The sequence below is a fragment of the Stenotrophomonas sp. YJH_SMC_16 genome, from assembly GCF_059367875.1.
This window is the reverse complement of record NZ_JCAFRH010000005.1, coordinates 97,534-116,800: the sequence shown is the minus strand read 5'-3', so window position 1 is coordinate 116,800 and position 19,267 is coordinate 97,534. Positions and strand designations below refer to the sequence as shown.

Annotated in this window: 19 protein-coding genes; 10 read left to right on the top strand and 9 right to left on the bottom strand. The window is 66.9% G+C overall.

Annotated elements, in window-relative coordinates; all coding sequences use genetic code 11:
* Nucleotides 1-69 precede the first annotated feature (69 nt).
* Nucleotides 70-390 (top strand): hypothetical protein, encoded by a 321-nt coding sequence (locus AC5P6E_RS12610; protein ID WP_197645656.1) that lies wholly within the window; start codon nt 70-72, stop codon nt 388-390.
* A 10-nt stretch (nt 391-400) separates the two neighbouring features.
* On the opposite strand, the gene AC5P6E_RS12605 is transcribed toward AC5P6E_RS12610, so the two are convergent.
* Nucleotides 401-1,384, bottom strand: a complete 984-nt coding sequence (locus AC5P6E_RS12605) for a hypothetical protein (protein WP_109813613.1) — start codon at nt 1,382-1,384, stop codon at nt 401-403.
* A gap of 138 nt (nt 1,385-1,522) precedes the next feature.
* On the opposite strand from AC5P6E_RS12605, the gene AC5P6E_RS12600 reads away from it, so the two are divergent.
* Together AC5P6E_RS12600 and AC5P6E_RS12595 are read left to right on the top strand one after the other, a co-directional pair.
* Nucleotides 1,523-2,488, top strand: coding sequence for a DUF2268 domain-containing putative Zn-dependent protease (locus tag AC5P6E_RS12600; protein ID WP_197578963.1), 966 nt, complete (start codon nt 1,523-1,525; stop codon nt 2,486-2,488).
* Between the two features lie 49 nt (nt 2,489-2,537).
* Nucleotides 2,538-3,326 carry an SGNH/GDSL hydrolase family protein gene (locus tag AC5P6E_RS12595; protein WP_125437280.1) on the top strand — a complete coding sequence of 263 codons (789 nt, stop codon included), beginning with the start codon at nt 2,538-2,540 and terminating at the stop codon, nt 3,324-3,326.
* Here the strand turns inward: AC5P6E_RS12595 and AC5P6E_RS12590 are convergent.
* Nucleotides 3,301-4,185, bottom strand: coding sequence for a LysR family transcriptional regulator (locus tag AC5P6E_RS12590; RefSeq protein ID WP_053443265.1), 885 nt, complete (start codon nt 4,183-4,185; stop codon nt 3,301-3,303). The genes AC5P6E_RS12595 and AC5P6E_RS12590 overlap by 26 nt on opposite strands.
* Before the next feature lie 105 nt (nt 4,186-4,290).
* Here AC5P6E_RS12590 and AC5P6E_RS12585 point away from each other — a divergent pair, with 105 nt between their 5' ends.
* Complete coding sequence (locus AC5P6E_RS12585; RefSeq protein ID WP_191863306.1) at nt 4,291-5,424, top strand: agmatine deiminase family protein; 1,134 nt, start codon at nt 4,291-4,293, stop codon at nt 5,422-5,424.
* Between the two features lie 6 nt (nt 5,425-5,430).
* Here the strand turns inward: AC5P6E_RS12585 and AC5P6E_RS12580 are convergent, their stop codons facing one another.
* Nucleotides 5,431-5,976, bottom strand: a complete 546-nt coding sequence (locus tag AC5P6E_RS12580; protein WP_010480517.1) for a thioesterase family protein — start codon at nt 5,974-5,976, stop codon at nt 5,431-5,433.
* A gap of 69 nt (nt 5,977-6,045) precedes the next feature.
* On the opposite strand from AC5P6E_RS12580, the gene AC5P6E_RS12575 reads away from it, so the two are divergent.
* The 6 genes from AC5P6E_RS12575 (at nt 6,046) to AC5P6E_RS12550 (ending at nt 9,992) form a co-directional block, all read left to right on the top strand.
* Nucleotides 6,046-6,621, top strand: coding sequence for a TetR/AcrR family transcriptional regulator (locus AC5P6E_RS12575; RefSeq protein ID WP_029379700.1), 576 nt, complete (start codon nt 6,046-6,048; stop codon nt 6,619-6,621).
* 52 nt (nt 6,622-6,673) lie between these two features.
* Nucleotides 6,674-7,057, top strand: a complete 384-nt coding sequence (locus AC5P6E_RS12570; protein ID WP_019660343.1) for a nuclear transport factor 2 family protein — start codon at nt 6,674-6,676, stop codon at nt 7,055-7,057.
* Between the two features lie 153 nt (nt 7,058-7,210).
* The gene (locus AC5P6E_RS12565; RefSeq protein WP_191863305.1) at nt 7,211-7,990 is read left to right on the top strand and encodes a hypothetical protein; all 780 of its coding nucleotides are present in this window, start codon (nt 7,211-7,213) and stop codon (nt 7,988-7,990) included.
* Between the two features lie 52 nt (nt 7,991-8,042).
* Nucleotides 8,043-8,888 carry an energy transducer TonB gene (locus tag AC5P6E_RS12560; RefSeq protein ID WP_191863304.1) on the top strand — a complete coding sequence of 282 codons (846 nt, stop codon included), beginning with the start codon at nt 8,043-8,045 and terminating at the stop codon, nt 8,886-8,888.
* Complete coding sequence (locus AC5P6E_RS12555; protein WP_029550743.1) at nt 8,888-9,460, top strand: hypothetical protein; 573 nt, start codon at nt 8,888-8,890, stop codon at nt 9,458-9,460. Before AC5P6E_RS12560 ends, AC5P6E_RS12555 begins: the two co-directional genes overlap by 1 nt.
* Nucleotides 9,461-9,473: 13 nt before the next feature.
* A complete protein-coding gene (locus AC5P6E_RS12550; protein ID WP_109813624.1) occupies nt 9,474-9,992 on the top strand; it encodes a hypothetical protein in 519 nt (172 codons plus the stop codon).
* 46 nt (nt 9,993-10,038) lie between these two features.
* Here the strand turns inward: AC5P6E_RS12550 and AC5P6E_RS12545 are convergent, their stop codons facing one another.
* The 6 genes from AC5P6E_RS12545 to hutI form a co-directional block, all read right to left on the bottom strand.
* On the bottom strand, nt 10,039-12,150 hold the full coding sequence (locus AC5P6E_RS12545) for a TonB-dependent receptor family protein (protein WP_248853696.1): 2,112 nt from the start codon (nt 12,148-12,150) through the stop codon (nt 10,039-10,041).
* Between the two features lie 197 nt (nt 12,151-12,347).
* Complete coding sequence (locus AC5P6E_RS12540) at nt 12,348-13,784, bottom strand: serine hydrolase (RefSeq protein ID WP_495231043.1); 1,437 nt, start codon at nt 13,782-13,784, stop codon at nt 12,348-12,350.
* A gap of 165 nt (nt 13,785-13,949) precedes the next feature.
* Nucleotides 13,950-15,617 (bottom strand): urocanate hydratase, encoded by a 1,668-nt coding sequence (gene hutU / locus AC5P6E_RS12535; RefSeq protein ID WP_248853694.1) that lies wholly within the window; start codon nt 15,615-15,617, stop codon nt 13,950-13,952.
* Nucleotides 15,614-16,468 (bottom strand): N-formylglutamate deformylase, encoded by an 855-nt coding sequence (hutG, locus tag AC5P6E_RS12530; protein ID WP_019337290.1) that lies wholly within the window; start codon nt 16,466-16,468, stop codon nt 15,614-15,616. Before hutG ends, hutU begins: the two co-directional genes overlap by 4 nt.
* The gene (gene hutH / locus AC5P6E_RS12525; protein WP_248853693.1) at nt 16,465-18,021 is read right to left on the bottom strand and encodes a histidine ammonia-lyase; all 1,557 of its coding nucleotides are present in this window, start codon (nt 18,019-18,021) and stop codon (nt 16,465-16,467) included. The genes hutG and hutH overlap by 4 nt, the downstream gene beginning before the upstream one ends.
* The gene (gene hutI / locus AC5P6E_RS12520; protein ID WP_197597216.1) at nt 18,018-19,241 is read right to left on the bottom strand and encodes an imidazolonepropionase; all 1,224 of its coding nucleotides are present in this window, start codon (nt 19,239-19,241) and stop codon (nt 18,018-18,020) included. The genes hutH and hutI overlap by 4 nt, the downstream gene beginning before the upstream one ends.
* Nucleotides 19,242-19,267: the final 26 nt, after the last annotated feature.

Genomic DNA, 19,267 nt, shown 5'->3' with positions numbered 1-19,267 from the left:
TTACCGGCACATTCGCACGCCGCGCAAATGGTCTAGGCTGAACCTGATAGCTCGTTCCAGGTCGGTGCAATGAAAGTCATCCTTCTTGCTGCAACGTTGTCCTTGGTCCTGGTCTCAACTGCAGGTGCGCAGCCATTGCCCACCGAATTGGCGCAGCTGGGGATCATCGCCGGCATGCCTTACGCCAAGGCCAAGCGCCTGCTGGATGCCGCAGGCTGGCGGGCAAAACCTGCGCAGGGCGCGCCGGAATCGCTGGACGGCTTTCCGGAAGTCGGATGCCAGAAGGATGGAAAGCAATGTGCGACGACCTTCGAAAAGGACGGTCAACAGATCGCGGTGCGGCTGGGCACTACCCTGGCAGGGCAGCCGTTCGTGCAGAGCGCTGACTGAGTACCCGCCCTCACGCCAGCGGTAGGCGGTCCTGCGCGCGCGACAGCCGGTCATGCAGGTCGCGCACATGTTCTGCCTTGGCATGCACCCGGGTGGTATCGCCGAAACTGCGTAGATAAGCGCAGGCCGCGAAGCCGGCGCTCTTCTTTTCGTATTCGGCGATCCAGGCCAGACGGTCCGGGTTGTTGGCCTGTTCGGCGGACCACGCGGCCACCGGCGGGCGGATGCGATAACGCAGGCCGACGCGCCACGGCTTCGGTGTCAGCCGCGCACGGAAGCAGTGCTGCAGTCGGCACATGCGCGCGTACAAGGTGTCGGTGCCCAGTGCCTTGAAGAGCGCCTGCAGCTGCTCGTCCTCGGGCGAGAAGGTGGCATGCATCGCCAGCACGCGCAGTCCCGCAGGCGTGCGGTAAGCGCGCAGATGCCAGTCGGGGTGTTGTTCGCTGAAGACTTCCACGCGCCGCAGCGCAAGCCCTTCGGCACCCCCGGCGGCGGCCAGACGCTGCCTGCGGCGCAACAGCAATGCGGCATTGACCAGAACTACCGCCGCCACGCCCAGCACCAGCCCCACCAGCCAGTGCCACAGCAGCGTGCCAGTGACGGCGCCGGCAAGCAGCACGACCGCCGCAACCATGGCCGGCATCACGCAGCCGGCTGGCGGCTGCGCATGGTCGATATCGGCGAACAGCACGTCAGGGGTATTGAGGCAGAGCGCACCGTAGCTGTTGCGGGTGATGATGACGTCGCCGTCGCGCTGCACGATCTGCTCGCGGATCGGCACGCCCTCCACGCCGTAGTTGCTGCGCACTTCGCGTCGCGGAAGCGCCTGCCCGGCGAGGATGGCATTGAGGGCTTCGTTGGCGCGGCGGTCGGCGTGCACCTGCGCCTCTGCAGGGCCTTCGTCGGACCAGCCGAAGCGGCGCACCACCACCGGCCGGCCACGGAAGCGGGCCTGCAGGCGGGCTTCAGCCCAGTACGCGGGAACGATCATCATCGCGGGGTGCTCCATCTTCCGTGGCAGGTGCCGAATCGAGTCTGGCACAGCGCCGGAGTGCCCGCATCTGCTTGCTGCGGCGGCCGGGCCGGGGTGATAGATTGCGCGCTTCGCCTGCACTCCACCAAGGACGGAGCGATGTCCATGATCCTGCGCGGCCTGTTGGCCCTGGCCTGTGCCGGGGCAGTTGGCATGGCCACGGCGGCGGTACCGGCCGGGCCTCAGATTGTCACTGACGATGTCAGTCGCTTCTACGCGCTGTACGACAACGCAGGTGGCAAACCCAGCGTTGCGCAGTTGCGTGGATACATGGCCGAGGGTTCGGCGGGCCTGGCCGAGCTGGCGAAGGCGCGCCGGGTCACCCCCGAGCGCATTGCCGAGTCCATCGCCATCCAGCCGGAACTGTATGCGCAGGGACGAAGCTGCCTGGCCGAACTGCCAGCGGTGAAACAACGCCTGACGCAGGTGTTTTCCAACCTGCAGGCCATCTACCCGCAGGCCGCGTTTCCGCCGGTGACTATCGCAGTCGGCCGTGGCCGTCCGGTCGGGCTGACCTCGAAAAGCGGGGTGATCATCGGCCTGGAAGCGCTGTGCGCAGCCGATTTCATGAATCCCAATGTGCAGGACCGCTTCGTCCACGTGATCGCGCACGAGTACGTGCACATCCAGCAGACCGGCCTGACCGACTTCGAGCCGGGCGACCCGCATGCGACGGTGCTGCGTGTTTCGCTGGGGGAGGGCATCGCCGAGTTCATCGCCGAACTGATTTCCGGCAACGTCGGCAACGGGCGCCACGCGGCCTGGACCCGTGGCCGGGAAGTGCATATCGAAAGCGCGTTCGCGCTGGATCTGGACAGCACCGATCTGTCGCCGTGGCTGTACAACTACAAGCCAGGCTCGCAGGAACCTTACGACCTGGGGTACTGGGTGGGCTACCGCATCGCCAAGGCCTATTACCTGCAGGCCAAGGACAAGCGTGATGCGGTGCGTGCGCTGATCCAGCAGGACAACCCGAAGGCGATCCTCGCTGCCAGCGGCTGGACGCCGGGCATGTGGATGCCGGCGAAAGTCACGGGTGTGGCGGCGCGTACGGCTGCACGCTGAGCACAGGGCGGGGCGTTAGACTGCGGAAGATGATTTCAGGAGTACTCGCATGCGTGGATCTGTTGAGCTTGCCGCTGCCACCGTCGTGACGCTGGGCCTCGCGTTGGCTTCTCCGCTGGGCGCTGCAGAAGCCGTCGCAGTCAATCCGCTGCTGCAGACGCCGATCGACCAGCTGCGCCCCGACGAAGTTCGTTTCATGCAGCAGCGCCTGGCCGATTGGCCGCAGCTGCAACGCTATCGTGACGCGAACGCGCGACTGCCTGCGGCAGTGCCGGGCCAGCCACGCGTAGTGTTCTTCGGTGACTCCATCACCGAGGGCTGGGGCAGGGAAGGCAGTGCCGGTTTCTTCCCCGGCAAGGGCTGGCTCAACCGCGGCATCAGTGGCCAGACCACGGCGCAGATGCTGGTGCGTTTCCCGCAGGACGTGCTGGCACTGAAGCCACAGGTGGTGGTGATCCTGGCCGGCACCAACGACATCGCCGGCAACACCGGCCCGTCCACGCAGGCGATGATCGAAGACAACCTGCACGCGATGATGGAGCTGGCCCGTGCACATGGCATCGCCGTGGTGCTGGCCTCCGTGCTGCCGGTGAGCGAGTACCCGTGGATGCCGGGCATCACGCCTGCGCCGAAGGTGCGCGCATTGAATACGGCGTTGAAGCGCTATGCCGAGGCGAAGCAGTTGGTCTATCTGGACTACTACACGCCGATGGCCAATGCGGCTGGTGGCCTCGATCCGCAGCTGGCCGAGGACGGCGTGCATCCCACGGCGAAGGGCTATGCAGTGATGGCGCCGTTGGCCGAAGCGGCGGTCAAGCGCGCGCTGCAGCAGAAGTAGCTCCCGCGGGCAGACTCGCCAGCAGCCACTCGCAGAAACTGATCACCAGCGGATCGGCGGTGCTGTCCTCATGCACCAGCCAGCTCCAGCGCGGACCACGCACGCGTGCCTCATCCAGCGGCTGCAGCAGGCCCTGCTCGCAGGCGCGTGCCGCCAGCAGCTCGCTGACCAGCGCGATGCCCAGCCCTTGGCATGCGGCATCCAGCAGCTGCCCGGGCTCGGAGAAATTCATGCCCTCGCGGCGCTGGCCGACATCGGCGCCGCCCTGCACCTGCCATTGGCTCCAATCCATTTCGCGCTCGCCATGCAGGGTCAGTCGTTCGTGCACCGGTGTGGCGAGCAGGGCCGGATGGCAGGCCGGATAGAGGCGGTCCTGCAGCAGCACGCGGTGCTGGCACTGCGCCTGTGAGTCGAGGTCATCGCGTACCGCTACGTCCAGCGTCTGCGTGGTCATGTCCGGCGCGTCCTCGCTGGTCAGCAGCCACAGGTCGGCACCGGGATGCAGGCGATGGAACCCGGCCAGGCGTGGCACCAGCCAATGGCGCGCAAAGGCCGGGCTGGTGTTGACGATCAGTTGATTCGGCTTGCGGTACTGATCGAGCCGGCGGATGCCACTGGCCAGCTGCCGCAGCAGGGACTGGGTGGTTTCCAGCAGGTCGATGCCGGCGTCGGTGAGGGTGACGCTGCGGCCCTGCCGGAAGAACAACGGCTGCTGCAGCGAGGCTTCCAGGCCCCGGATCTGCTGGCTGATGGCCGACTGGGTCAGATGCAGTTCCTCGGCGGCCCTGTGGAAACTACCCAGGCGGGCGGCGGCCTCGAAACCACGCAACGCGTTCAGCGGTGGCCAATGCTTGAGCATTTCAGGTAAGTAAAACTGTTCAATTGATGGCTGAATCTATCGTTTGTTCTTATGGATGGGCAAGCGCAGCATAGCTTCCATTCCACACCGGCCCTGGAGCCCGTCATGAGCAGCCGTCGTCACTTCCTCACCCAGCTGGCGGGCGCCGCCGGTCTTGGCGGCCTGGCCGCCCTCGGTCTGGCGGGGCTGCCGGCTCGCGTATCCGCAGCGGAGCCAGCTGCGGGCCCCTGGCGCATGCCGGACGAGCACGGGCCGCAGGAACGTGTCTTTCTGGCCTTTGCCGCGCAACCGCGGGTCTGGGGCGCGCAGGCCGATGCGGTGAACACCGCCGTGGCGCGGCTGGCCCGTACCATCGCCCGCCACCAGTCGGTCAGCGTGCTGTGCCGCCCGGAGCAGCTGAAGCAGGCGCAGGACCGCTGCGGCCGCGACAACATCGAGTTCCTCGAGGTGCCGCTGGATGACATATGGGTGCGCGATTACGGCGGTTGCTTCGTCACCAACGACAGGGGCGGGCTGGGGCTGGTCGACTTCAACTTCAACGGTTGGGGAGGCAAGCAGAGCGCACGCAACGATGGCGCGGTGGCGCCCTGGCTGGCACAGGTGACCGGCGCGACGCTGCTGGAAAGCGATCTGGTGGGCGAGGGCGGTGGCATCGAAGTCGACGGCCATGGCACCGCCATCCTCACCGAAAGCTGCTGGGTGAACCGCATCCGTAATCCGGACTGGTCGCGCGCGGAGATCGAGGCCGAGCTGAAGCATCACCTGGGCCTGCGCAAGGTGATCTGGCTGCCCGGCATCGCCGGCGAGGACATCACCGACGCGCATGTGGATTTCTATGCGCGCTTCGTGCGCCCGGGTGTAGTGATTGCCAACCTGGACAATGATCCGGAGTCCTACGACTACGACCTGACCCGCGAACATCTACAGATCCTGCGCGAGGCCACCGATGCCGATGGCCGTCGCCTGCAGGTGCATACGCTGCCGCCGCCGCTGGACGGGCGCGACAACGTGCATACCCGCGACAACGACGATCTGGCGACGGGCTATATCAACTACCTGCCGATCAACGGCGCGGTGGTCGCGCCGCAGTTCGGTGACGACGCAGCCGATGGCTACTGCCGTGAACTGCTGGAGGACTTGTATCCCGGCCGCGTGATCGAACAGGTGGATATCGATGCGATCGCCGGCGGCGGAGGTGGCATCCATTGCGTGACCAAGAACATGCCGAAGGTAGGGTGACGTGCCTCAGGCATCGTCCAGCTTCAACGCGGCATCGGCCGCCAGCAACGCCTCGGCGGCTGCACTGAGCGACGGCGACGGTGGGGCGACCACGCCGATCGCTTCCATCATCTTCGGCATGCCCAGGAACTGGCGCGCGCGACGGTCGTAGATGCCGGTGACCAGCAGCGCACGGGTGGCGATCTTCTGCTCGGGCCCGATCAGCACGCGCTGCTCCATGATGCCGCGCGAGCCGACCCAGCCCACCAGGCGCGTTTCCAGGGTGAAGCGCTGGAACGGCTTGAGTTCGCGGCGGAACTGGATGGTGCCGGCACCGACGATCGGCGCCCACTTCTCGCGCAGCGCCACCCGGCCCAGGCCCATGCGCAGGATCAGGTCCAGCCGGCCCAGATCGAAGATGTTCCAGTAGCGGCCGTTGGTCATGTGCAGGTTGCTGTCCAGGTCGTTGGGCAGCACACGGAACTGCAGGCGCGAGACCCCGAACGGGGCCTCCAGCTTCGGCCGGAACAGGCTGCAAAGCAGCAGATGGAGCAGGCGGAACCAGAGATTCATGGCTATGACGACTGTTATAGAACGGCCGGTACGCTAATCTATGACGACTGTCTTAGCAAGGCGATCGCCGTGAGCCCACGACCCTCTGATGCCCCGCAACGGGTGATTGATGCCGCAGCACAGATGCTGGCGCGGGTAGGCCTCAATGCCACCAGCATTCGTGAGGTGACCAAGCTGGCCGAGGCGCCGCTGGGCTCCACCTACCACCATTTTCCTGGCGGCAAGCAGGAACTGCTGGCGCGCGCCACCTACATGGCCGGCGACAAGGTGGAGGCGCTTCTCGTCGAGCTGTTGAAGGGAGGGGCGGTGCAGGGCCTGCAGCAGTTCCTGGCAATGTGGCGCGAGCGCCTGCTGCGCTCCGGGTTCCGGGCGGGCTGCCCGGTACTGGCCGCTGCCGTGGAGGAGCCGGTGGAGGCAGTGCCGAGCCAGCCCCGTGCAGCAGCTGCTGAAGTGTTCGCACGTTGGCAGGCCCATCTGGCCGCAGCGTTCATCGCCGACGGCCACGATCCGGTCGCCGCGGGTGGGCTGGCCAATCTGGTGATTGCCAGTGTGGAAGGTGCGGTGGCGATGTGCCGCGCACTGCAGGACATCGCCCCGTTCGACCAGGTGGCCGCGCAGTTGCTGAAGGCCGCCGCGCCTCCTTGATACGGCTGAACGGTCGCGGGAGACTTGGCGCAGGCCCTGACTGGACACCGCCGTGGACGAATCGCACTGCCGCCATCTGATCGAGCACTACCTGCAGGCCTACAACCGCTTCGACATCGACGCCATGCTGGCGGTGCTGGCGCATAACGTGCGTTTCGAGAACCACAGCGGTGGGCAGCTGACGATGGTCACCGAAGGCATCGATGCCTTCGGCGAACTGGCACGGCAATCGGCGCCGTTGTTCCGCGAGCGCGAGCAGCGGTTGCTGGAGCTGATCTTCAAGGATGGCGTGGTGCTGGCCAGCATCGGCTGGCGTGGCGTGTTCGCGCAGGACATTCCCGATGGTCCCGGCGCGGGTACGGAACTGGCACTGCAGGGACACAGCGAGTTCGCTTTTGAGGACGGTCGCATCGTGCGGATCGTCGACCGCAGTTGATGATCAATGGCCTCGGCCCGTCGCCTGGACAGAGGCCCCGGCCGCGGTAGAATCCGCGCAACACCCCCCGCGCGTGCCCGGCAAGGATGTCCGCATGCTGTATCAGGTTCTTGAGCTTCCACGCTCCACGATCCGCGGCACCCGGTGGCGCCGATGAAACGCACCCGTTTCTTTGCGCGGAGCCCGCTGAAGTTGCCGGTGAACCGTGCCGGTGAGCTTGTGCGCGCACGGCAACACCTGCGGGAACGCGGCTGGCCATGCCTGCAGATGGCGCTGATCGTGGCCCTGACCGGTGCGGCCGGTTTTCTTGCCTCGCATCTGCTGCGTCTGGCCGGCATCGACGCGATGCTGCTTCGCTACCCGATGGCCGTATTGCTGGCCTATGGCGTGTTCCTGCTGCTGATGTGGATCTGGATCCGCTGGCGCTGGGACAACGTGCTGGATGGCCTGTCGCCGGATGTGGGCAGTGGCAGCCCTTCGCCTCGCGGAAGTGCCGTGGAATCACCGTGGGGCGGCGTCGGTGGCCGTTCTGGAGGTGGCGGCGCGTCAGCTTCGTGGAATGAGTCGGCGCAGGCCGGCGGCGGCGATGCCGGTGAGCTGCCGTTGACCGGCCTGGCCGAAGACGAAGCAGGCCTGCCGTTGCTGGCGATCCTCGGCATCGTCGCGCTGGTGGCGTCCGTCCTGCTGGCGAGCGTGTGGGTGGTGTGGTCGGCACCGGTGCTGATGGCCGAATTGCTGGTGGACGCGGCCATCGCCAGTGGCCTGTACCGGCGCATGCAGGGCATGCACGAGCAGGGGTGGTGGCGGGTATGCGTGACGCACACGATCTGGCCGCTGCTCGGCCTGCTGCTGTTCTTCGTGGTGCTGGGCGGGCTCGCGCAGGAACTCGCGCCAGATGCGACCCATCTGCTGCAGGTCATTCAAGCGCTGTAGCGTCACGTCCCCGGCCGATATCCCAACCTGCTTCATTTCTTCCAGGAACTTCATGCGACAGCGCATTGCACGGAAACGCGTCCTGGCCACAACGGTCGTTCTATCGATGGTTGCAGTCGTAGCGCTGATCGTCAGCATGCGCTCGCAATGGCGGCAGGCAGTCGGCCCGCCTCCGATCAATCTGGGAACGGCACGGATGCAGGCCGAAGTGATGGCAGAGCTCATCGACCTGCGACCGACACCACCAGGGAAGCCGCCGGAACCACCGATTCCAATCAAGGGAATCTTCTCCCCGATGCTGACCGGTAACAGTGGATCCGCGACCGCGGCAGTGCCGCTGGAAGATGTCGCGCCAGCACACTTCGAGCCGCGCGGCTGGGAGCCCGACATGCCATTTGTCGTGATGGAATGGACTGCGCCTACCTGTGGCGAAGGAGACCCCGCCCCTGTCTGCCAGGTTCGTCACAGCGTCGTGGAATGGCGTGATGATGACAGTGCGGCGTCCTTTCAACTGCAGCAGCATCTGGAGTCGATGCTGCAGGTTGCGAACCGCCGGGCTGTACGCGTACCCGACCTTGCGTTTGAGCTTGCGCATGTGCGAGCGCAACGGATGACGTGGGACGAGCTTCAGCAACGGCGTGCGCGTGGCATCGAGGGATGCACGGGTGGCCCGGGCAATCCCGATCTGGGCGTTGTCTATCTGCAGCGTCCTGTGTTCAGCCAGGAGGGGAACTGGGCAATGGCATCGGTCGCCTCGGATCTGTGCAGTGGAGGGACGGCGATGCGCGTCCTCTACCTTCTGCACCGCAGGAAGAGCGGATGGGAGCGTATTCGAGTGGAGCCTGTCCGCCATATGAGCGTTGGACACGGCCTGTGGCCCGCGTTGGCGGAGTCGTGATGACAGATACCTCGTTCAAGCCAGACCGTGACTGCCAACAACGGATCACCTGGCGACGCATTGCATCGCTGGCGGCGGCGCTGTCGGCTTTGGCTCTCATGGCCGGGATCTGCAGCCTGCGCCCGAGGTGGCAGCAGGAGATCGGTCGGCTACCGATCAACCTGGGAACAGCGCAGATGCAGGCGGAGGCGATGGCGCTGGCGCTGGCGATCCGGCAGAGCCCCCCATTCCCCCCTCCACCCCCGCCAGTGCCCGCGGCCGCATTGGCCGGTGCGCAGCGGATGGTCGGCGCGGGGCTTCGAGCGCTGCGGGAGCACGGGTGCGGGGCAACGGTGCATGGGCCGACTCGGACATACGACCACGTCGCCTATCTGACCCGGCCTGTTTTCAGCGTCGAAGGGCAGTGGGCTATGATTGCGGTCGCCCGGGATTCGTGTTCCGACGATTTCGTCTACCGGGAGCTTGTCGTGCTGCATCGGGAACAAGGACGCTGGATGGCCGAACCCCCGGAACGGGGTCTGGGCGGCGTATGGGACGGCCGCATACTGCGGCCCTGGACGTACAACCACTGACGAGGAAGAGCGCATGGATGTCGCTGCACGCAGGAACAGGACGTTGTTTCGTTGGATCATGGTGACGCTGCTGGCGGTACTGATGCCGTTTGCAGCGCTGGCGCAGCCCGCAGCCGGGCAGGCCGATGGCGCCGAAGCCGCCACTGCCGCGGAAGAGGCCCAATGCCGCGCCTGCAGCTATGAGCGTATCGGGCCCAAGGTCGATATCGGACTGGTTGCACTGGTATCGCTGCTGGTGGTGGGTCTGCTGATCGCAGCGTCGCGGGAATGGGGCACCACGTCGCAGCGCTGGACCTGCCGCACGCTGGCTCTGCTGCTGGTGGGCATCGGCCTGGCGTTGCTGTGGTGGGCTGGCAGCGTCGTCTACCTGGGCTACAACCCGTGGCAGGACATGGCCCCCCCCGGCGATGGTTCGCTTACCTCGACACTGCTCAACACCTCACCGAAGTGGCTGGCGGCGCTGGTGTTGATTGGTTTCGCGCCTTCCATCTGGAAGCGTAGCGAACGCCTGCCGGCCTGGCGTATCGGCTGACCCTGGAACGACGGCGCCGGGTCAGACCCGGCGCCGCCTGCGGCCATCAGTCAAAGCGCCAGCGCACGCCCGCATAGACGCCACGGCCTTCGCCTGGCGTCGAGCGCGCGACATCCTTGCCGGCGTCGTCGTAGCCCGGCGTGACCGTGGCGGCGTAGTGGCGGTTGCCGATGTTGCGCATCTCCGCCCACGCCTGCCAGCGGCCACCGGGTGCGTCGTAGCCGATGCGGCTGCCGAAGATCGCATGGCTGTCGGCCCAGTAGCTATTGGCGTAGTCCACCGCGATGCGCGAGGCGTATTCGGTGTTCAGCGCGGCGTACAGGCCGGAGGCATGATCGAAGCGCAGCTCGGCCTGGTAGCTGTGGCGCGGCAGGCCGGGCAGGCGGTTGCTGCCGAAGCGTGCATCGTGGCGATAACGGAAATCACTGAAGGTGTACGCCTGGCGCAACGACAGGCGCCCCGGCGCGGCCTGCCACAGTGTGCTGTCCAATCCGGCTTCGATGCCACGGTGCACGGTGGGGCTGGCGTTGTTCTCGGCGATGAAAAGGTTCGGCACCGGTTGCAGTTCGACACTGAGCAGTTCGTGGTTCACGTGGGCGTAGTAGCCGGTCAGTTCCCAGCGACCCAGCGCCGCGTCACCGCGCGCGCCCAGTTCCAGCGTGGTGGCGGTCTGGTTCTGCATCGGCACCGGCGCGCGCTGGCGGCCGGTAGACGGGCCATTGCCCGGCCCGAAGTACTGGTTCGAGCCCCAGATCATCGACCACGGGTGCGGCGCCTCCACCGAACGGCTGAGGTTGCCGAACCACTGCGTCTGCGCGCTGTGCTGCCAGGTGAAGCCCAGTCGCGGCGCGTAGTCCCAGTCGTGGTCGCGCAGGCGGCCGCCGCTGCTCGGCCAGGTCACCTGCACATCGCGGCGGGTGCTGATCAGTGCCAGCCCGGTCTGCATGCGCAGGCGGTCGTTGAAGGTGAGGGTATTGCCGACGTGCAGCGTACTGTCGGTGCCGTGGTGGCGGAAGTCACGCGTGCGCGTACCGGCGGCATAGCCGTTGCTGGCAAAGCGCAGCGACTCGCGCACATCGGCGTCCAGATCGTGGGTGGCGCGCAGGCCGACCGTGGTCTCGCTGTCCAGGCCGAACAGCCGGTGGCGATGGCGGTAGTCCAGCGTGGCGTTGAGGTTGGCGTAGTCCAGCTGCTGCCGGTACAGGCTCTCGTTCAAGTCCATCGGGTACGTGTGGTAGACCAGCCCGGCCTGCAGCGAGGAGTCCTCATCGATCTGCAGCGTGGTGACATTGCCCACCCAAGTGCTGCCCGGTTGCGGGCGGCGAGCATCAATGGCCAGGTTGGACGCATTCGCGGCGTGCGGATCGTTGCGGATCTGATCGCGGGTCAGGCGGCCGGGCGTTTCATGATTGGTTTCGCGGTAGCGCACGAAGAAACGCGTCTGCAGATCGGGGGTGATCTGCCAGCCGATGTTGGCCATCGCGCCCTTGCCGTCGCCGCGCGCATGGCGCTGATAGCCATCGAACTCGGTATCGGTATAGGCCAGGAAGTAATCGACATCGCCACTGACGCCGCCCCAGCTGATGCCGTGCTTCTGGTAGCCACGGCTACCCGCTTCGTAGTGCAGCTGCACGCCGGCCGAATCACGGCCGCTGCGGCTTACATAGTCGATGGCACCGCCCAGCGCCAGCGCGCCGCGCTTGAAACCATTGGCGCCCCGCAGCACTTCCACGCGTGACAGCCACAGCGGTTCGAGCAGCTCGTAGGGCGTGCCGCCCGGTCCGGTCAGCGGCAGCCCGTCGATCGACACTGCGATGCCCGAAGCATGCGCGCCCGGCCCGCGATTGATGCCGGAGCCGCGGATGGACACCTTGGTGCCCTCGTTGCCCGGCGACTGCGCGCTGATACCGGGCTGGTAGGCCAGCACATCGGCGCTGCTGGACAGGCGGCTGCCGGCCTTGGCCACGTCGATGACGTTGCTAGCGCCGGGCACGCGCTTCAACGCCTCGCGCGCCTGGGCACTCGCATCGGCGGCAGCGGTGACCCGTACGGCATCGAGGGTGGTGGCCTGGGGGGCGGCGACGGCGATGGAGGAAAGGCCTAGGGAAACGGTCAGGAATAGCAGCGAGGGAGTGGGGCGGTACGGCGAGAGCGACATGCGGAAATGCTGTAAACCACGAAAGTGGCGCGCAAGTTAACAGGTCGGCGCCGTCACGTCACCCGTCGCTCGCGTATGGCCGCCCGCAACATCCATGTAGAGCCGAGCCCATGCTCGGCTATCGCGCGCAGCGCGCGCGGGTCTCCTGCGATCGCAACGAAGAGCAGCCAAGCATGGGCTCGGCTCTACAGCAGGGTTTAGGGCGAGGGCTTCGCCAGCGCCTTGGCCTTCGCATACAGCCGATCAGCCGCTTCCCTTTCGCCCAATGCCGCATGGCACTCGGCCAGGCTGTCCCACGCGTTGGCCGAATCCGGATACAGCTCGGTGTTGAGCGTGAACACTTTCAGCGCCTTGCCAGCACCCAGACTCTGGCGGATGGCATAGCCATCGGCATTGATCGCGCGCTCCAGTTCGCCGGTGGGAACGCCATTACTGTCGCGCAGCCAGCTACGCATCTGCGGTTTCGCATCGGTGCTGTCATCCAACGCATAGCCGATCAACCGCTCGGACAACACCGCATGCGGGAATTCCTTCGGCGCGGCCACCGCCATCGTGCTTTCCACCAGCGTGCTCGACCAGACATTGCGGGCGCTGCCGTTGGTCAGGTAAACGAATACCCAGTAGCCGCTGGCCAGCGTGCCCTTGTAGGCCAGCCGCGCACGTACACGGGTGCCGCCATCGTGGCCAACCTGGGTGTAGCCGTCGCTGCGGGTGGTGTCCCATCCCGTGGAGAAGAAATTGTTGCCGCCACCGGCCAGTTTCTGCGGCTGCCAGAGTTTTTCCAGGGTCGCCGTGCGCACCAGCTTGCCGGTCGCAAGCGCCTGCAGGAAACGGTTCATGTCGCCTACGGTGGTCTGCAGATCGGCATGGCCCCAGCCGTAGTCCGGCCAGGGGTCTTCATTGGCGGGCTGCAGTTGGCCGTCCCTGCCGATGTAAGGCACCGCCGCGCGCGTGGCCGGCACGCTGGCCACGCCCCACGAGGTGCTGGCCATCTTCAAAGGCTGCAGGATGCGTTCGCGTGCGATGGCCGGGTAGGGTTTGCGATAGTGCGCTTCCAGCAAGGCGGTCAGTACCAGGTAGTTGGCCTGGGTGTACTGCACGCGGCTGCCGCTGGCGAACTGCATCGGCGCGGTCGCGGCGACCTTCAGTGCAGCGGCAAGATCAGGCGCCACACCGGTGTAGCCCTTGCTGACCCAGCGGTTCTCCACCCGGTCGTAGTACTCGCCGATACCCGAGCTGTGGTTGAGGAAGTCGCGCACCGGGATCGTCTTCCATGCGGCCGGCAGGTCCGGCACATAGCGGCTGGCCGGCGCATCCAGATCCATCTTGCCTTCGTCGACCAACTGCATCACCAGCGTGCTGGTCAGCAGCTTGGCCATCGACTGCGCAGTGAAAATGGAATTGACGGTGGCCGGTGCGTGGGTAGCGGGATCCCGTTCACCGCTGGCGCCCTGGTACAGCGCCTGGCCGTTGTGGGCGACCAGTACGGCCTGGCCGGCGATGCCGTAGCGTTCGCGGTTGGTCTGCAGTTGGGTATCCAGCTGGGACGAGAGGTTGTCGGGAGCACTGCGCGCCGAAACGGGCAGGGTGGCCATCAGGAAGCAGGAAAGTGCAACGGCAAGAGCGCGATGCATCGCAGTGGTCCGTCAGCGGTGATGGCGCATCTTGGCATGTAGAGCCGAGCCCATGCCCGGCTGCCTTCCGGTCAGGCGTGGTGACCCTGGAAGCACTGAGCCGAGCATGGCTCGGCTCTACAGGTGCCTTGCGGTAGTGCCGGCCAGTGGCCGGCACCCCTGCGATCAGCCGAGAATCCCCGGCAGATCCAGCCTCTTCTCCTTCGCGCAGTCGATCGCGATCTCATAACCCGCATCGGCATGGCGCATCACGCCGGTCGCCGGGTCGTTCCACAACACGCGGCCAATCCGCTTCGCCGCTGCCTCGGTGCCATCGCACACGATCACCATGCCGGCATGCTGCGAGAAGCCCATGCCCACGCCACCGCCGTGGTGCAGCGACACCCAGGTCGCGCCGCTGGCAGTGTTGAGCAGGGCGTTCAACAGCGGCCAGTCGGAGACCGCATCGGAGCCGTCGGCCATCGCTTCAGTCTCGCGGTTCGGCGAGGCCACACTGCCGCTGTCCAGGTGATCACGGCCGATCACCACCGGCGCCTTCAGTTCACCGTTGGCGACCATCTCGTTGAACGCCAGGCCCAGACGATCGCGGTCGCCCAGACCCACCCAGCAGATGCGCGCCGGCAGGCCCTGGAACTTGATCTTCTCGGCGGCCATGTCCAGCCAGCGGTGCAGGTGTGGGTTGTCCGGAATCAGCTCCTTCACCTTGGCATCGGTCTTGGCGATGTCTTCCGGGTCGCCACTCAGCGCCGCCCAGCGGAACGGGCCGATGCCACGGCAGAACAGCGGGCGGATATACGCGGGCACGAAACCCGGGAAATCGAAGGCATTGGCCACGCCTTCTTCCAGCGCCATCTGCCGCAGGTTGTTGCCGTAATCCACGGTCGGCACGCCCAGTGCGTGGAAGCCGAGCATGGCGCGGATGTGGTTGGCCATCGAGGCACGCGCAGCCCTTTCCACTTCCTTGGGGGCGGAGACACGTTTCTCGTCCCACTGCTCGACGGTCCAGCCCTGCGGCAGGTAGCCGTTCACCGGGTCGTGTGCGGAGGTCTGGTCGGTCAGCAGGTCCGGCTTCACGCCGCGCTTGAGCAGTTCGGCCAGCACGTCGGCAACGTTGCCGAGCAGGCCCACCGACTTCGGCGTTCCGGCCTTGCACGACTCCTCGATCAGGCGCAGCGCTTCGTCAAGATTGTCGGTCCAGGTGTCCAGATAGCCGGTGCGCAGGCGCATGTCGATGCTGCTCTTGCGGCACTCGACGGCCAGGCAGGAGGCGCCGGCCATCACGGCAGCCAGCGGCTGTGCACCGCCCATGCCGCCGAGGCCGCCGGTGAACAGCCACTTCCCGGTCAGGTCGCCACCGAAGTGCTGGCGGCCCATTTCCACGAAAGTCTCGTAGGTGCCCTGCACGATGCCCTGCGCGCCGATGTAGATCCAGCTGCCGGCGGTCATCTGGCCGTACATGGCCAGGCCCTTCCTATCCAGCTCGTTGAAGTGGTCCCAGTTGGCCCAGCGCGGTACCAGGTTGGAATTGGCGATCAGCACGCGCGGTGCATCGGCATGGGTGCGGAACACACCCACCGGCTTGCCCGACTGCACCAGGAGAGTCTGGTCGTCGTCCAGGCGCTTGAGCGTTTCGACGATGGCATCGAAGCTCTCCCAGTCACGCGCGGCGCGGCCGATGCCGCCGTACACCACCAGCTCCTGCGGCCGCTCGGCCACGTCCGGGTGCAGGTTGTTCATCAGCATGCGCAACGGCGCTTCGGTCAGCCAGCTCTTGGCGTTGAGCGTGGTGCCGGTCGGCGCGGCGATGGTGCGGGACGGGTCGTTGCGGGTCATGCGGCGCTCCGGTTCGTAGCGAATTCAAGGCAGGCATTGAGCACCTGCGCCAGGGTGTGGCGCAGTGGTGCGGCGTGGTCGGGGTCGAGCGGGGTGGGCCAGCTGTGTTCGTCCACCTGATCCGGCAGGGGTTCGTGCATGTAGCCACGGCAGGCCAGCTCCATCTGCAGGCTGTGCACGCCGCCGGCGATGTTGCTGTAGTGGCGGGTGATCCAGCCGCCCTTGAAGCGGCCGTTGCGCACCTGGCTCATGCCACTGATCTTCAGCAGGTTTTCCACCACATCGCTCAAGGCGTTGTCGCAGGACGTGTCGGGTGCGCCGGACGGCCCGGCGGTACCGAGGTTGAACTGCGGCAGCTCGCCATCGAACAGGTGCGGAATATGCGAGCGGATCGAATGCGCGTCGTACACCACCACCGTACCGTGCTGCGCGCGCAGGCGGGTGATCTGTGCGGCCAGCGCATCGTGGTAGGGCAGGAAATACGTGTCGCGGCGCCGCGCGATCTCGGCGTCATCCGGCTCGCGGCCCGCGTGGTACAGCGGCTGGTTGTCGAAGGTGGTCAGCGGGCACAGACCGGTGGTGTTCTGGCCCGGGTACAGCGACACACCGCTGGGATCGCGGTTGAGGTCGATCACCGAACGTGAGATCGCCGAGCGCACCGTGGTCGCGCCCATGCCGCGCACGAAGTCGTACAGCTCGTGCACCCACCAGTCGGCATCGCGGCGTGCCAGCCACGGCGAGTGGTAGTCGCCGATCAGGTCGTGCGGCAGCTCGCTGCCGGTATGCGGGAAGCTGACGATGAGGGGGGCGTCGCCCTCGTGCACCGTCAGCCAGTCGGGATGGGTATTCATGCCTGCGGTTCCACGGTTGGCAGCTCCACGCCTGGCAACAGATGGGCCAGGCCCTGCGCCAGCGCGCCACTGCGCACCAGATTCGTGGCGGTCACCATGTCCGGATGGAAGTAGCGGTCTTCTTCCAGCGTCGGCACCTGCGCACGCAGCGTGGCGCGCACGGTTTCCAGCGCGGCACTGGAGCGCAGCGGCGCATGGAAGTCGCAGCCCTGCGCCGCGGCCAGCAGTTCGATGCCGATCACGTTGGCCGCGTTCTCGGCCATCTGCATCAGGCGCCGCGCACCGTGCGCGGCCATCGACACGTGGTCTTCCTGGTTGGCCGAGGTCGGGATCGAATCAACGCTGGCCGGGTAGGCGCGCTGCTTGTTTTCAGAGACCAGCGCGGCGGCGGTCACCTGCGGAATCATGAAGCCGGAATTCAGGCCGGGGCGCGGGGTCAGGAACGCGGGCAGGCCGGACAGCGCCGGGTCCACCAGCATCGCCAGGCGACGCTCGCTGATCGAACCGATCTCGCACACGGCCATCGCCAGCATGTCGGCGGCGAAGGCCACCGGTTCGGCGTGGAAGTTGCCGCCGGACAGCGCTTCGCCGGTTTCGGTGAACACCAGCGGGTTGTCGGTCACGCCGTTGGCTTCGATTTCCAGCGTGGTCGCGGCCTGGCGCAGGATGTCCAGCGCCGCGCCCATCACCTGCGGCTGGCAGCGCAGGCAGTACGGATCCTGCACGCGTACGTCGTTGTCACGGTGCGACTCGCGGATGCCCGAGCCCTGCATCAGGGTGCGCAGCGTGGCCGCTGTGGCGATCTGGCCGCGCTGGCCACGGATGGCATGGATGCGCGGATCGAACGGGGTGTCCGAGCCCTTGGCCGCTTCCACCGACAACGCGCCGGTGACAAGTGCCGCCTGGAACACGGTTTCGATCTCGAACAGGCCGGCCAGCGCGTAGGCGGTGGAGAACTGGGTGCCGTTGAGCAGCGCCAGGCCTTCCTTCGCGCCCAGTTCGATCGGCTGCAGGCCGGCACGCGCCAGTGCGTCGGTTGCGGGCAGGCGTTCGTCACCAATGAACGCTTCGCCGACGCCCAGCATCACGCTGGCCAGATGCGAGAGCGGCGCGAGGTCGCCCGAGGCGCCGACCGAACCCTGCGCCGGTACTACCGGCAGCACGCTCTTGACCAGCATCGCTTCGAGCAGCAGCAGGGTTTCCTCGCGCACGCCGGAAGCGCCCTGCGCGAGGCTGACCAGCTTCAGCGCCATCATCAGCCGCACCACGCTGGCCGGCATCGGCTCGCCCACGCCGGCAGCGTGCGAGAGCACGATATTGCGCTGCAGAGTGGCCAGGTCCTCGCGCTCGATGCGCACGCTGGCCAGCTTGCCGAAGCCGGTATTGATGCCATACACCGGCGCGCCCTTGGCGACGATGGCGGCGACGGCGGCGGCGCTGGCACGCACCACCGGCAGTGCGGCCGGGTCCAGTGCCAGCGGCGCGCCGCGATAGACCTGCCGCCACTGGGCGAGAGTGACATGGCCGGGGCGAAGAACCAGGGTGTTGCTCATGTGTTGCTCCAGGAGGCAGGCAGGTCGGGCTGCCCGCGCACCACGCGCGCGTGCAGCGGGTTGAATCCAATGCGATAGACCAGGTCGGCGGGGGCGTCGATGTCCCAGATCGCCAGGTCGCAGTCCATGCCGACGGCCAGACGGCCGATACGCTCGCCATGGCCCAGTGCGCGCGCCGCTTCACGGGTGAAGCCGGCGATGCATTCGTCCACGGTCAGGCGGAACAGGGTGGCGCCCATGTTCATCGCCAGCAGCGGGCTGGTCAGCGGCGAGGTGCCGGGGTTGCTGTCGGTGGCCAGCGCCAGCGGCACACCCGCCGCGCGCAATGCAGCGATCGGCGGCAGGGTGGTATCGCGGGTGAAATAGAACGCGCCCGGCAGCAGCACAGAGACAGTGCCGGCCGCCGCCATCGCGGCGATGCCGGCGTCATCCAGATGTTCGATATGGTCGGCCGACAGCGCGCCGAAACCAGCGGCCAGTTCGGCGCCGTGCTGGTTGCTCAGCTGTTCGGCATGGATCTTCACCGCCAGCCCGTTCGCACGCGCCGCTTCGAAGACCTGGCGCGCCTGCGCGGGCGAGAAGGCGATGTTCTCGCAGAACACGTCCACCGCTTCGGCCAGGCCTTCGGCGGCAATGGCCGGAATCATCACCTCACACACCTCGTCGGTGTACTCCTGCGCCTCGCGGCCTGGCGGAATCGCGTGCGCGCCGAGGAAGGTGGTCACCACGTTGACCCGGCATTCCTCGCCCAATGCGCGTGCGACCTGCAACTGCTTGCGTTCGTCGGCCAGGGTCAGGCCGTAGCCGGACTTGATCTCGATCGTGGTCACGCCTTCGGCGCGCATCGCCAGCAGGCGCGGGCGGCTTTCGCTGGCCAGTTGCTCGGGTGTGGCGGCGCGGGTGGCACGCACGGTGGAGACGATGCCGCCGCCGGCACGGGCGATGTCGGCATAGCTGACGCCCTGCAGGCGCTGCTCGAATTCGTTGGCGCGGTTGCCGGCGTAGACCAGGTGGGTGTGGCAGTCGATCAGGCCCGGCGATATCCAGCGGCCCTCGCCGTCAATGCGGGTGGTCGGCTGCAGGTGGGCGTCGCTGCCGGCCGGGCCGACATGGACGATGCGGCCGTCGGCGCAGGCCAGCACGCCATCGCGGATGACACCCAGGCCCTCGCCATCGAGGGTGATCAGGTGGACGTTGGACCAGAGGGTTTCGACGTGCATGGAATCCACAACGCGGCTGTGCTTAT